This window comes from Pseudoalteromonas rubra (assembly GCF_001482385.1).
Taxonomy (GTDB): Bacteria; Pseudomonadota; Gammaproteobacteria; order Enterobacterales; family Alteromonadaceae; genus Pseudoalteromonas; species Pseudoalteromonas ardens.
Genome location: NZ_CP013612.1, coordinates 327,870 through 342,263, shown reverse-complemented (window position 1 = coordinate 342,263; position 14,394 = coordinate 327,870). Strand labels below are relative to the sequence as shown.

General features: G+C 44.9%; 11 protein-coding genes. 4 read left to right on the top strand and 7 right to left on the bottom strand.

Annotated features, from left to right (window positions below; all coding sequences use genetic code 11):
* Positions 1 to 68: 68 nt before the first annotated feature.
* The 4 genes from AT705_RS20865 to AT705_RS20850 form a co-directional block, all read right to left on the bottom strand.
* Positions 69 to 359 (bottom strand): hypothetical protein, encoded by a 291-nt coding sequence (locus tag AT705_RS20865; protein ID WP_058798294.1) that lies wholly within the window; start codon positions 357 to 359, stop codon positions 69 to 71.
* Positions 346 to 2,655, bottom strand: a complete 2,310-nt coding sequence (locus AT705_RS20860; RefSeq protein WP_058798293.1) for a TonB-dependent receptor plug domain-containing protein — start codon at positions 2,653 to 2,655, stop codon at positions 346 to 348. Before AT705_RS20860 ends, AT705_RS20865 begins: the two co-directional genes overlap by 14 nt.
* Positions 2,656 to 2,909: 254 nt before the next feature.
* Positions 2,910 to 4,778, bottom strand: coding sequence for a M6 family metalloprotease domain-containing protein (locus AT705_RS20855; protein ID WP_058798292.1), 1,869 nt, complete (start codon positions 4,776 to 4,778; stop codon positions 2,910 to 2,912).
* Positions 4,779 to 4,995: 217 nt separating this feature from the next.
* A complete protein-coding gene (locus tag AT705_RS20850; protein ID WP_058798291.1) occupies positions 4,996 to 6,036 on the bottom strand; it encodes a tetratricopeptide repeat protein in 1,041 nt (346 codons plus the stop codon).
* 540 nt (positions 6,037 to 6,576) lie between these two features.
* Between AT705_RS20850 and nudB the strand changes: the two genes are divergently transcribed.
* Positions 6,577 to 7,017: a dihydroneopterin triphosphate diphosphatase gene (gene nudB, locus AT705_RS20845; protein ID WP_058798915.1), complete on the top strand. Its 441-nt coding sequence runs from the start codon at positions 6,577 to 6,579 to the stop codon at positions 7,015 to 7,017.
* On the opposite strand, the gene AT705_RS20840 is transcribed toward nudB, so the two are convergent.
* Complete coding sequence (locus AT705_RS20840) at positions 7,004 to 7,624, bottom strand: class I SAM-dependent methyltransferase (protein ID WP_082669101.1); 621 nt, start codon at positions 7,622 to 7,624, stop codon at positions 7,004 to 7,006. The two genes, nudB and AT705_RS20840, sit on opposite strands and share 14 nt — an antisense overlap.
* A 286-nt stretch (positions 7,625 to 7,910) precedes the next feature.
* Between AT705_RS20840 and AT705_RS20835 the strand changes: the two genes are divergently transcribed.
* Genes AT705_RS20835 through AT705_RS20825 form a run of 3 tightly spaced genes read left to right on the top strand, consistent with a single transcriptional unit; the run spans position 7,911 to position 10,496 of the window.
* Positions 7,911 to 9,020 carry an alanine racemase gene (locus AT705_RS20835; protein ID WP_058798289.1) on the top strand — a complete coding sequence of 370 codons (1,110 nt, stop codon included), beginning with the start codon at positions 7,911 to 7,913 and terminating at the stop codon, positions 9,018 to 9,020.
* 58 nt (positions 9,021 to 9,078) lie between these two features.
* Positions 9,079 to 10,038, top strand: coding sequence for a slipin family protein (locus AT705_RS20830; RefSeq protein WP_058798288.1), 960 nt, complete (start codon positions 9,079 to 9,081; stop codon positions 10,036 to 10,038).
* Positions 10,035 to 10,496: an NfeD family protein gene (locus AT705_RS20825; protein ID WP_058798287.1), complete on the top strand. Its 462-nt coding sequence runs from the start codon at positions 10,035 to 10,037 to the stop codon at positions 10,494 to 10,496. The genes AT705_RS20830 and AT705_RS20825 overlap by 4 nt, the downstream gene beginning before the upstream one ends.
* Positions 10,497 to 10,906: 410 nt before the next feature.
* Here AT705_RS20825 and AT705_RS20820 read toward each other — a convergent pair whose 3' ends face one another.
* Entirely contained in the window at positions 10,907 to 12,619 is a 1,713-nt protein-coding gene (locus AT705_RS20820) for a hypothetical protein (protein WP_058798286.1), read from the bottom strand.
* On the bottom strand, positions 12,616 to 14,352 hold the full coding sequence (locus tag AT705_RS20815) for a hypothetical protein (RefSeq protein WP_058798285.1): 1,737 nt from the start codon (positions 14,350 to 14,352) through the stop codon (positions 12,616 to 12,618). Before AT705_RS20815 ends, AT705_RS20820 begins: the two co-directional genes overlap by 4 nt.
* Positions 14,353 to 14,394: the final 42 nt, after the last annotated feature.

Sequence of the window (14,394 nt, the reverse complement as noted above, 5' to 3'; positions counted from 1 at the left end):
CACATAGCATGGCAGGCAAACCTGGCATTCAGTACGCGTTGCAGCACCCGCACACAGTTAGTCATAGATCAAATGCTCAGCTGAATTTTTATATAAGCCCGGCGTCCCCGTGGATCGCCCGTTCTGGGGTCATAACTGCCGGCTATGGCCACAAAAGGCGGATCTTCGTCGGGCGCATTGACTATGCCTGCAATGAGCCGGGTTTCTGAGTTCTCTCTGACTACTTCACCTAGATTGACACTATATTGCAGGTCAATGGTGTTGAAAGAGCTGATAGATTCACCACTTACGTCATTTTCATAGCTGGCAACATGACGTAGATAGATATTTGCACTGTGCTCTCCGTCAGACCAGTTCATACCAATGCAGCCAACGTAACCTTGGCGCAGGATTGCCGACCGTATTACGGTTGAGTTTACCCAGTCCATCACTGGTGTTGCCGGATGCGTCCATTAAATCGTAGCTCAACAGATAAGAGGCTTTCAGTTGTGGCCTGAAATCACCAATATCCGTGCGACAAATGGTCGTTGCGCTGATATCCAGCCCTGAGGTATCAATCGCTTCTGCATTAATAAACTTGGTATTCACGATTGAAATGGTGCCCGCTGAAGTACGGATCACCCGAGTCGGATCATTAGGATTCGCATTCACCACGGCCTGGTGGCTCTCACGAGTAAGCACATCTTCAAAAGAAAAGTCCCAGTAATCTAAATCAACAGAGAGTTCATCTAAAGAGAAGGATAAACCCAGATTAACGGCTTGTGAGGTTTCCGGCACCAGATCCGGGTCGCCCACAGTTCGATTACCACCAAAGGTTGTGGAGCCATCCTCCGGATCTGTAATGTTGGCAAAGTTGGTCTGCACTCCCTGTAACTGGTGAACAGAAGGGGCTCTGAAAGATGTACTGTAGGTACCACGGAGCGAAAACAAGTCATTCGCAAGCCAGAGGAAAGACACTTTTGGATTGGTCGTATCGCCACCAAACTCACCGTAGTCCTCATAACGCACCGCCGCACCAATTTCCAAATCCAGGGTCAGGGGCACCAGTACCTCAGCAAACAAGGCTTTCACATCACGCTCACCGTAAAAGTTCTGATTACCAATCAAAAAGGCAAAGCTGTCTTGCTGGGTAAAGGAATCATAGACATTATTGATGGACTCATCCCGGTACTGAAGGCCAAGCGCATACCCGACATCTCCCCCACCGACTTCAAACAAGGACTCTCCGGTTATCACGGCTTCGTAAACGCGCATTTCAGACTCGGCATCGCCGAGGTAGTCGCCGATAATGAAGTCTCTCAGCAGCTCATTATCAGGGTCTTGAGGGTCAAAGGGGTTGAAGTAATAACACTCCCCTTTTCCAGCCTCAGCGGCGGTTGTGCCGCTGCATTTTATCCCCCCTAAGCCATGCAAAGCGGCTTGAAAATTATCGGTAATGACATCTCTGGGATTCAGTATGGCGTCATTCGCTGCTGCAACAAATGAGAACTGCCAATATACCCCTTCGGTTAGCTCACCATCTCCGCCAAACGCAAACCGAGACGTCGTGTGATCGTAATAGTTAATTTCGGTTGGTTTGCCTACGCCATAGGGGCGGCCGCGAAAGAAGATATCTTCGCCGTAGGGGTTATCCGGATGACTGGCAAGCACACTAGGCGCATTCAACACCGGAAAGCTCGGCGAAACCTCGCGGGTAATTTTGTTTCTGGCATAACCAAATTCAGCCCACAAACGTGTCGTATCGCTCCAGTCCCAGGTAGCCCGGGCATAAGCCTGTAGTCGGTCTTCATTTGGGACCGCCGTGATTTGCGGGCCAAAATCAAACAGACAGAACGAGTTGCCATTGCTCCCTTCGGAAAAAATTCCCCCATTGGCCACACAATTTGGATCCGCAACCGTTAAACCATTGGGGTTATTTTCATCTGCCATCGACGGAATGACAAAGCTGCCCGGGTTACCAAAGCTACTGGTTGCCGGCTGCAGCCAGTCGACCTCATCAAGCAACAAGCTTGAGCGTTCAAGAAAACTGACCGCAAATAACATATGTCCGGTATCACCGACATATCCGCCATGGGCAAAATCAATTTTGGTGTCATCCTGATCGCCATCACTCCAGCGGGTTCGGTACTCGTATTGCAGCTCAGTACCTTCCAGGTCATCCCGGGTAATAAAGTTGACTACACCCGCGACCGCATCCGAACCGTAAATGGCAGAAGCGCCATCTTTTAATATTTCGACCCGTTTAATTGCCAGCGTCGGGACCAAAGAGGCGGTATCAACAAAGCTGGCGCCCTGATCGGTCACTACCGCTGACGTAACTTGCCGGATCCCATTGAGTAGTACCAAAGTTGAAGAGACCCCCAACCCTCGAAGGTTGACGTTTGAGGTTCCCACCGTGAAGTTTTGCGACAAGTTGTCCGAATTGTTTTGAGACCCGGCATTAAAAGGTAAAACTTCAATCAGGTCTCTGATGTTGTTCGCGCCTATATCGGTCAGATCACTCAGTTCGGTGCTCGATACCGGAGAAGCGCTGTCAGATTGTATAGAGCGCTTGATCCGCGTTCCTGTTACAGCAATCGTTTCAATGGCACCTTGGTCATTAGTAGGTGTATTAGTCTGCGTTTCAGCGACAGCCAACACTGGGCAGAGTAGCATAGGCAGAGTCCGCAATAGCACCGATTGGACTCTGAGCGAGGAGTTGCACATGATTTCACCTTATTGTCTCTGACGGTAAACTTCTCAGTGCTATGTGTCCCTGGAGTACCACTCCAACAGCATTTAATATTGCTGTTTTAATAATAGTCGCAGATTTCAAAGTAATGGCAAAACTGGCTACTTTTTTTGCCTGTTATAACCAATGCTTAACGGCTTGCCCAAGCCTGCGGCCTGGACAAGCTCACACCCTGTGTTTATTTACTCACACGCAATGTATAACTGCCTGCGCCAGAATATGAATAAACAATAAATCGATAATAACCCGATGAGGCAGTGTAGTTGATGGACTCAGTAGACGTTGGCGTCTCGGATATGGCGACCTGTTGCCATCTGCCACTCAGCCACTTTTCTATTTTCAGATCAAAGTCAGCACTTGCAGGTCCGCTCAGGGCCAGCGCAATGGTGCCGCCGCCATACTGAAACCAACTACCATTTGGTTCAATCACACTTTGCTTATCGCTCAGAGTCCCGGTATAGGTGTCCGGGTCTGGCTGAACCTCAGATTCAATGGTAAAAGAGATAGTTTGCGCCGGGTCTGAAATGTTGGTGATTCTGAGCCCCGAGTCGCTGCCATTCCACCACAGTCCGTTGGTACCGCGAGACGTTTGAGAGTTAGGTAAAGTATGGGTAAACTCTCCGGCCACATCGAACAGATCGCTCCCATCACCGCGATTGCGCTTGTATTCCGGGTCACGGTTACCATCACCATGTTCCATCTGAATATACGGATACCACTCATTGGAATTGCTGCCACGGCTGTCGACGTGCCAGACAGCTAAGCCCTGATCGAGTTGCTCAGAATTCTGACCTGACTTATGAATGGCTTCGATATAAAAAGCTTCATTGCTGTTTGCCGGGTTGGTCCATTTATATGAAGTACCGCTGTGCGAGGTGTGACTTAATCGACCTGATGGTGCATTCGCGTTAATGGCCGGGTTGAGCTCTGTGACTGTGTCCCAGCCAGCAATAGCACGAAAATGTGCCACCGGAGGCGTCGGCTTGTAACGATTCGTTGTCCCGATAGCGCCATAACCCATCACACCAAAGCTGGCAACGGAGCCTTCGGAGCTGCCATCGTAATCATAAAGATCAGGCCAGTTAGTGATCAAATGCCCTGATTCATGGACAAACGTGCCAATGGCCAGGCTGGCGCGCATATCTGTGATTTGATAGCGATCGGAGCAAACTCCGTCGGCGCAGAAACGCGGGCTAAGCCTCGCCATATGGGGCCATAACCCTTTCGACCAGGCACTGTCTGAGTTACCGGCATAAAAGATATTGAGACCACGGATCTGCTTACTACTGTTCGTCGTTAACTGAGAAAAATCAAACCCTTGCTGATACTCCAGCCATTGCAATGCCTCATTGATTAACTCCTGAGAACGTACCGTTGAGCTGAGGCTGGAATCGGCATAATATGCTTTGTTCTTTTTCGCCGTGTAATACTGAGTGACTGTATTCGTGTAATCCAGTTTATTGCCGGATACTGAGCGAAAATAGCCACGGACCGACTGCGCATTACCAAACTCGTTATAATTGAGATCATTCAAAAATCGTTCGACCTGAGCTTTTGAAATCGTTCCCCGCTCATCCGGAAAATCAATGATAATTGTCAGCCCTTTTACCTGACCACTGATCTCCTCACCACTTTGAGTGTCAAGCATCGAAGTGTGAAACGCCTCATGACTTCCGAGCATCCGTGCGCGCATTTTCTCTACCTGCGTAGCTCTGGCTGCATCCGTTAGTCCAGCCTGGGGCTCACTGACTGTTTTTGCCGATATATTACCCTGTTTACCAACCAGTATTCCGGTAGACACCAGCTCAGTGCCGTCATTACTGACCTTTGCATAAGCCATCCCTTTTAACGTTTCATCGTAGACCACCAAACGGCCGTCTGCGGTTCTTTGCTCTGCATAATAATCATTACCTTGCAGAAATAAGCTAATCACCTGACCGTCAGGCTGAGTGAATTCGTAAGGTGTATTGTTATAGGGTATTCCTGCGTGGGCAAGTGCAGCAACGCTCAGTGCACCAATGGCACACAATGATTGTAGTGTTTTCATAATTAAGTTCCTTTACATGTGAGTATTCCTTTTTCATATCAGCAGAGATATGAAAATAGGAACTTAATTATTAACTGTAAATTTACAAGTGATCAAATTTAAATTTTCGTTACTATCTCATCAGCAGTCACACCAGGTGGCACGTTCAGAACCAATACTCCTCGTAGTATCATCATAAAACCTGGGGCTTTGACATGCTAAGTAACACAACTCACCCTTAACCCCAGCTCTGCATTGTTGAACTAACACCGCGATTGCACCACCGCTTTATCACAATGCGACCGCCATTGGACTTGTTGAGCTGCGCAGGTTGCTGCTTCGCTTTTGCCTTTCGCCAGGCTTCACTAATGGGAATATTGTTAAGCAGCTGAACGTATAGATCGACCGACGGAGTCAACTCTGAGCCGATCAGGGTTGGCATGGAAGCAATCAGCTTTTGTTGCGTTGCCCCTTGCAACTGTCGATTTTCAACCACAGTATCAAACACTGCCAGCTGCCATTGATAAAAGTCACTGAATACCGGCTGACCACTGGCACTTACCTGAACAGCAACCGATGCCTTAAAGCGCAAAAAGCCGCCCCAGTCACGTAAATGGATTTGAGTATTAAGCAAATTCAGGCCCGTACCGGCCGCATGGCCAAATTGCTCAGTCTCGGAATGGAATAAAAAGGCCCGAATATACATTAGCTGGGCATTTCGATAGCTGTTACTGTCAAAATAGAGATTACCCAGGTTGTTTTTAATATTGGCAATTATCTCCCTGTCATCCGAGAGCATCATTGCTTCTTTGAGTATACCGGTTGCCTTTTTGTGTTGTCCTGTAAAGCGATAAACCACCGCCAGATTATTGGCTATGCGTGCATATTGTTTTTCGTCGGCAACATAATTCAGCGCGCATTTGTTTAGCTGCTCAGCATACTCATAATCATGCATGCGACGATGATAAATCGCGACAGAGCCAATGACGTGAATATGCTCTCCCTGTAAGTATGCCTGCCACGGGTCTCGACTTAGCTGCGCAACAATATCAGATACCGCGTCATAGTCGTAGGCCCGCACGCCCGATTCAAGCCCCGTAAGGTAAACCTTTAACAGGCCTTTGCTGGGTTCTGTCGGCAATCTTTCCTGTATCTGATGAAACAGTGCAACCGCCTGAGCCGGGTTTTTATCGTTCAGCTCTTTCAACTGGTTAAGCGTTTTAAATAGCTCCGCTGGACTTAAAGCGACAGCGGCGGAAAACAACAAGCTTGTGAGCATAAGTCAGTGACACCTCATTACAATCTGGTTAAGCATGGTACAGATACAATTAATATACCAGAGAACAATTTACCGGCAGATTGGTCAGTATTAATGCAATTTGGTCAAACAACCCTCAAGAAACCAATACAAAAAAACAATATATGTTAACGAAAATTACAACTTACATTTCTACCCATAACGAGAACAAAACAAGAAACAATTAATTTTATTGACAAAAAATAGGCAAAAAACACAAATATAAAAATATTAATATGAGAATTCTCATTTTCTTGTTTACATTTGAAAAACACTGCGATAGCATGTGGGTGTTCCTTAGGGCATGACTCATCACACAAGTCATTCCAATTGAACTCCCGAGAAGTAGAGCTTACCAACAAGGATGTTGGTTTATTGGGTATTTCCTGGCACAATTTTTGTTGCTATTGGAGGTTAGGCAGGACATTTCCTGCCTTTTTTTTTGCTTTGCTCCCGGTCCATTTTACTTGCCAACATGGCTTGTATTTGGATAAATTTGCTAAAAACAGCATGACTAATACCATGACACTCAGACACCCCCACTCAGTACTCGTCATCATATATAACAGCCACAATGAATTCTTACTGTTGCAACGTGCCGATGACCCTGACTTCTGGCAATCCGTAACAGGTGGAATTGACCCCGGAGAAGCGCCCATTGAAACCGCATACAGAGAATTACTGGAAGAAACCGGGGTTGACGCCAAAGCACTCGGGCTGACTATTAACGATCATCAAAAATGCAATCAGTACACCATCAGAGAGCAGTGGCGACACAGGTATATAGCAGGTGCGAAAGTCAATACTGAGTATGTCTTTAGTGTCTGCGTACCGGAAAACTGTGACGTGCAGCTTGCACCAGGAGAGCATCTGGCTTATCGCTGGCTTACTCAGCAACATGCTGCTGAGCAAGCCTGGTCAAGCAGTAACAGCCAGGAAATTTTATCTATTAAGCTGGCTTAAACAGGAGGGTTTGCCAGGTGACGGATACTCGGCCTTGAGCGTCTTCTTCGGGCTCGGTTACTTCGAGGCAAGTGAAATCGGCTTTTTGTGCAATATCCAATAAATAATCCACAGCGCAATTTTGCATACCACGCAATTTGAGTGCTTCTTCATCATTACAGTGGCGCAGCTTAATCACCAGCAGCCCTTTGGGGCTTAACAAATTACGTAAGGTCAGCATCGCTTGCTGGCCTGAACTGGATTGCAGATAGTTAAATACAGAGCTCACCAAAATCACATCAAAACTTTGGTGATTCTTGCGGACCTTATACAAACAAGGTAATTCATCCTGATACCAGCTGATCGGCATGTCTCGTGTGTAGGCCTGTCCCAGGCGATTTAACGAACACACCGGCTCTACTGCGACTACCTGAGCCTGCTCTGCCTGTTCAGCAAAAAACTTCGCGTCTCTGCCTGCTCCAGCGCCGATATCCAAAAACTTTAGACCCGATTCTTCCATTAAAGGGGTAACAAATTTTAGCCATGAAGCATGCAGCAGTTCAAAGCGGTAAGACTGATACAATTTCGCTAATTGTAATGCGTTGTCTTCATAATATTGCATAGGCATAGTTGCTACGCTCCAACCAATGTCACTTGTTCCTGATTCAAAACCATCATAGACAATAATCAAGGCACAATTATGACAATTTGGTTAAACATGGCTGAGATTCAGTGATGATTAACACTTTGATTTAGGGACAAATGCGTATACATTGGTTGCCACACCGCAGTGTAAATACACAGTGTTTACCAATACAAGTAACCTGGGTCCAGAACATCTGAAACATGCAGGGATTAGTCCCTTAATAAGCCGAAATAGTTTGCGTCAGTGATCCATTACACAAGGAGTTTTTATGTCACTCAATGCTTTACACACCCCCTGTTTGTTACTGGAAAAAAAGAAGCTGCTAAACAACATTCAACGGCTCAATACACACCTGTCACAGTTTGCTGTTAGATTACGGCCGCACCTCAAAACGCTTAAGTCAGTGGATGTTGCGCGGCATATGTTGGCGGATCAATCAGCCCCTTGCACAGTTTCGACTCTGCAAGAAGCGAAACAGTTCGCTAAAGCGGGCTTTAAAGATATCACTTATGCAGTGGGGATCAGTGAACATAAACTTGTGGAAGTTCTGGATATACAAAACCAGGGAGTCACCTTACATATTCTGCTGGACAGTTTTGAGCAGGCACAGTTTATCCATGCCTTTTGTCAGGAAAATGACTGTCAGCTCAGTTGCCTCATAGAAGTAGATTGCGATGGCAAACGCGCCGGTGTCAAACCCAGGGATCCGCAACTGATTGCGATTGCTAAAATCCTGGACTCATCCGGACTGTTTACAGGCCTTTTGACTCATGCAGGAGGTTCTTATGACTGCCATAATTTGGATGAAATTCGTGCTATGGCGCAACAGGAGCAACGCGCAGTGCAAATAGCGGCCGATACACTGCGCTCGCAACACATAGACTGCTCCGTCGTCAGCGTCGGATCCACACCAACGGCTTTACTGGGAGACGGATTTGAGCACATAACAGAAGTACGCGCCGGGGTATATGCCAGTATGGACTTGGTCATGACAGGACTAGGCGTATGTCAACCGCAAGATATTGCTTTGAGTGTGCTCACCCGGGTGATAGGCCATAATCGCGAAAAAAACTGGCTGATCCTCGACGCTGGATGGATGGCGCTGTCGCGCGATTTGGGGCTTGCATCGCAGCCATGCGGTTACGGACTGGTATGTAATGGTGAGGGCGACGTTTTGCCCGGGCTGTGCATCACTAGTGTTAACCAGGAGCATGGCATTGTGGCGCTTCCGGATACACTCGACACCAGCCACTTTGCAATCGGTACTTTGTTGCGTATTTTGCCCAATCATGCCTGTGCAACCGCTGCTCAGCACCAGGGCTATTACGTTATCTGTGATGATGAAATGGACTACTGGCCACGCTTCTCAGGCTGGTGATGGTCCACTTTACGCATTGTTGCTATAGTAAATAAACGGATATAAATAAGGAATAAACATGGACCCAATTACGCTCACTCTCGACTACCTGCTAACGGTTGAAGCGTTTCTGCTCATTTTTATCATTTTTGTGCTCAAAGGGAGCATTAAATTTGTCCCGCAGAATCGCGCCTGGATAATAGAAAGATTTGGTAAATACCAGTCAACCAAAGAGGCCGGCCTGAACTTTATTGTGCCTTTTATTGATCAGGTCTCTGCCGATCGCAGCCTAAAAGAGCAAGCCGTTGATGTCCCTTCTCAGTCAGCCATCACCCGAGACAATATCTCTTTAATTGTCGACGGCGTTTTGTACTTTCGGGTGCTGGACCCCTACAAAGCCACTTATGGCGTCGATGATTACATCTTTGCCGTCACTCAGCTGGCCCAGACAACGATGCGTAGTGAGCTGGGTAAAATGGAACTGGATAAAACCTTTGAAGAGCGGGATATGCTCAATACCAATATTGTCTCTGCCATCAATGCAGCATCCGACCCTTGGGGTATTCAGGTACTTAGGTATGAAATCAAAGATATCGTGCCACCCAACTCGGTGATGGAAGCGATGGAAGCACAGATGAAGGCCGAACGTGTTAAACGCGCGCAGATATTGGAGTCAGAAGGTGACAGACAGGCAGCCATCAATGTCGCCGAGGGTAAGAAGCAAGCTCAGGTACTGGCCGCAGAAGCAGAAAAAGCTGAGCAAATCCTAAAAGCCGAAGGTGAGGCAAAAGCCATTATTGCCGTTGCAGAAGCCCAGGCGGATGCCCTCAGAAAAGTCGGTGAAGCAGCCAACACAGAACAAGGGCAAAAAGCCATCCAGCTTGACCTGGCCAGTAAAGCCATTGTCGCTAAAGAAGCCATCGCCCGGGAATCATCCGTCGTACTGCTCCCTGAAAACGGCACTGACCCCAGCTCTCTGGTTGCACAGGGCATGTCAATTATTAACAGCTTGAATAAAAAACAAAAGGAGCAACTGTGACACTCTTGGTTGAGCACCTGAGTCAGATCCTGATTGTACTCGGATTACTGGCCTTAATTGTTGAAGTTGCCGTGTTGGGCTTTGCCACCTTTGTGCTGTTTTTTCTGGGTCTGTCACTAGTCCTGAGTGGCCTGATGATGTCTGTGGGCCTGCTGGACGCAACACTCATGAATGCATTGTGGGTTAATGCTGTGCTCACAGCGGCACTGGCCGGCTTGCTGTGGCAACCGCTCAAGCGCATGCAGGCCAAAACCCAGAGCACAGAAGTTAATAGCGACTTTGCTGATATCACCTTTACACTCAGCGAAGACCTCAACGAGCAAAGCCAACTCTCCTATGCTTACTCGGGGATCACCTGGCAGCTAAAAAGCGAAACGCCTATTGCAAAAGGCACCACAGTCAAAGTGGTCAAAAAAAGCGTCGGGGTATTATGGGTGGCAGCACTCGGTGACGAGTGACAGAAACATCTTTTAGCAGCGCGAGGAAGTGAGGTTAGGGAAGACCGCTAGACCCTGCAACAAGGCATTACTTCACTCAGTGTCTATGTGGTGCTGTTACTGCCCCAAAAAAGAGAATGTCTGTTTTATCATAAATTGACAAAAAGCTAATTATATAGCGACTTAGTATGTGCTCTTGGTATTTAACACCTCTAAATTAAACCCAATAATTCGCGTTGGATAGAAAGAGTAAAGTCATAACCAAGTTTAACCAGCTTGTATTTTGACACTAAACTCTTCTTTAAAATTGGCTACATGATTAATGCAGCTACCTCTTCAGCTGCATTCTCCTCAACCTCTGCTAAAACTACTAATTTAATAAATAAATTAGTCAATTATGGGTAAAGGTTTTCAATATCACCAGGTGACAGTTATTGTTGTGCTCGTCTCTGTTTATGGATATCCATAGCAAAGTGTGGAGGTATAGGAAGCCTGTAATGTCTGCACCCAGTTAGAATTATTGGCCAAAATGAATACTTAAATGCACTCATTTCGTATACCTTGTTTGATTCTTCACATTCTTTTTCTATTTGGTCGATTAAATCGTCAGGCTCTCCATCAATGCAAATATGAGACAATGTTGCACCGTGCATTTTGTTATGGCGATAGAAATGCTCTTCTGATGATTCGTCAAAGAAAAACACTTGAAAATTGCAATGTTCCAAGAAGTCTTGTTTTAGCTTTTTAATGATCTTGTGTGGCTCAGTAAGCCCCAAGACCGATGAGTATATAGATATGACTGGATACAAAACTGAGCCTTTTGTAACGCTTTTCAAGTACTCGCTAGAGTTATCTATTGGATGTTCAATCAATTCAGAGTAGCTCTTAAGAATTGATGGGTACTTATCATTTTTCTTAAATGCTTGATAAACCCCATTTGCGATATTTATAAGCCAGGAATTTATGTCATTCCAATGTACAGGGTCTAAAGATAAAAACCAAACAGCCAGAGCCAGGTCAATAGCTTGATCATCTTTGTACGGAGAAAACAGAATTGGATTATTTATTATTAATTTCTTAATCGATTCTTGGTGATTTGATACAGAGTGGTTAAGCGATTCAATGTTTGGGTCACTTTCGTCTTTAATTTGTGATAAATACCAATAGGTCCAGCAGCCACTGAGTGCCAACCGCCCTAAAACATCGAAGAGCTTTAGATTGACATCAACAGCACATGACGGCCTTACGGCGTGAGATAATGCATAAAGGTTATCAGCATGTGGAATTATCTTTTCTTCTACGTACTGGCCAGAGATTTGTAAATTCAATCTAAAAATCGAATCTAACGTGGTCAATGTAGAAATGGCTACTTTGTTCTTTTTATCAAATGCAAACTTGGCGGCATCCCAAGCATTTAATAGGACAAACTCAGCAGATAAAAACGCGCTTTCAATATTATTCTGCTCTCTAGACCACGAATATAGAATCCACAAGCAAAGATAAAGTTGTCTAATACCCATTAAAATCTTTTTGGGTTTTGCACCCTCTACGTCAGTAAGCCTTATGGCCAACTGAGAGAAATGCTTGAACGATGTTTCGGGTTCATCGATCATTGCCAGGGATTTTCTTAAAAGACCACGGCAGTCTTCTGGGAGCAGTTCCTCTCGAAGCATAAATTTCTCAACGAGAGCAGCCAAACGATCCCCATTCCATTCCGAAAAGCTTAAATCACTGTTTTTTCTACGCTCTAAGAATAAACTTACATTTGCCCTTACTTCCTCTTTTACGTCTCCACCAAAACAAAGACAGATTTCGACTGGCTCACTTTTGTACTCTGATGGAATACGACTAGGAATGAATACGTCGATTATTTCGTTTATTGATGGCCTAAGGTCTTGAGGATTACCACTATCCCAATCTTTCCTGTCTAAATCTCCGGATTTAACAGAGAACAAATAAACTTTATTGACAGAATCGCCATCTATCTTTCCATATGCCCCAACATCAACACCATATTGACGACTTCCAACCCCTGGCTTTAGAAATACTTCAAGGCCCATCTGCGACAAGAGATCAGGCAGAAGAGCATCAAGCTCACCGCGTTCCTTTAATGATGCTAAGTATTGTCTAATAACTAACTTCATGCTTGGCATCCCTCTGCTTTAAACTGCCATAAAATATTTTCTAAGCCGTGAGGGTCTACGTTATGCATTGAAGCAAACTCAAAAGAGTGGCTGATTTCTTGTAGTGGTATTTCCTGTCTCGTTTTCTGATCACCATGATGAATGTAGTGAATAGACTTGCTTCCATATAGCAATACGGACTCATTGCCTGCAAAAAGACTGGTGAAAAGCGATTTACTGCGAGCTTCTTTCATCGATTCATCCATGAGTTTGTTGTGATGCCGCCAATAAGTGTGTCGGTCACTTTCACTTGGTTTCAGCTCTTCTATTTCTACCGCAGCTCTAATGGAAGTCTGGTAATTTTCGTAAGACGCCAAAACATTATTCGCGAACTGTGCAAGTCTTTTGCATTCAGCATCTTTTGAACTCTCCATCCGTTCAGTTATGCTTTTTGGATAGCTAATGCACAAAGGGTTAAATACAACTTTTTCTATTTCATTCAGTTCTGAATCCGGCGAAATTGAAATTAAGGATTCAATAAGATTAATTGCTGTTTTAGGCTGATTAAAAAACCAACCACAAGCCTTTCGAGCTAAATATACGTATACACCTTCACTATCACTAGGGATACAATTTGCATCAAAACTCAAAGACAATCCTTTGTCAAAATCTCGAACAAGGTCCAAGCTAAATTTGCATAGATAAATATTTTGGGATAGTAGCCACCTAGTTATTAGTGTTGATAAATACGTATCTTTATAGTTGTGCAGCTCTCTAATGAAACTATCGAACCTCTCTATGGAAACCTTATAGTTGGTTTGCTGAAATAACTCGTCAAAAAACTTAATGCATACCTCAAAATCACTACGTTTCAAAATTTTCTCAAGAGCATAATCCAGGTTTCTTATTGTTCCGCTGTTTTTTTCTGGAGTATAAATACATATATCAAGTAGCCTCTTTTCAACGTTAAGAGAAACTTTTTCTGAGTCATAAAAGAGAGTTTCAGAAGCAGCATGAATAAAGTTTTCTCCACGATGCTCTGAATGACAATCAAGAAAACTTAAAAAAAGCATTTCTAAATTATTAACTCTACTAGTAAGAGCAAACAACGCGCGCAAGCTAGTCGCAAGAATTTGGTCGTTTTTAGACGCTTTTGTAGAGTCCATTATCGCATTTACAGCAGCTGTGATTTGTTCTTCGTTATCAAAATTCATTCTACCAAGAGCAAAGATAGCCCTTTGCTTAACTAGTTCGCACTCTCCACTAATTAAACTAATCGCTTGCCCCATATAATCCGCACTGTCAATTTTAGCCCCTGCAATCAGCGCATTAGAGACATGATCAAACTCTTTATCCCCTGTAGCCAGTGCGTGTTTTAGCAGCTCCGTAGGCCGAGTTGGTTTATTAGCGCAAAAACTTATAAAAGGAGAGATAAGAATACCCGCAGCCATATCTTGTCCTGCCTCTAGCGTTAAGTGTTTAACACAGTTTGCAGTAATAATAACTGGAGCATCCAGCTCAGGAAGAACTTCTTCGAGCACTCTTATAACTAAAAAGAATTCATGCGGTTCAGGTGAGTTTTTGAGCATACTAAACAGAGCTATTAGATCAATTTCTGTATTATTGTGAGCTTCAATTAAAACAGAAGCCAATAGCTTGTCGCCTTTTCTATCCTGATAGTAAATCTCTTGAATGAGCTCAAAAAAAATTTCATCCTTATATGCTTGAATAAGCTGCTTTTTGAGGCCTTCCATATTTAAACCTTTATGTTTGACTCTTTTTTTACCGGAGAGTGA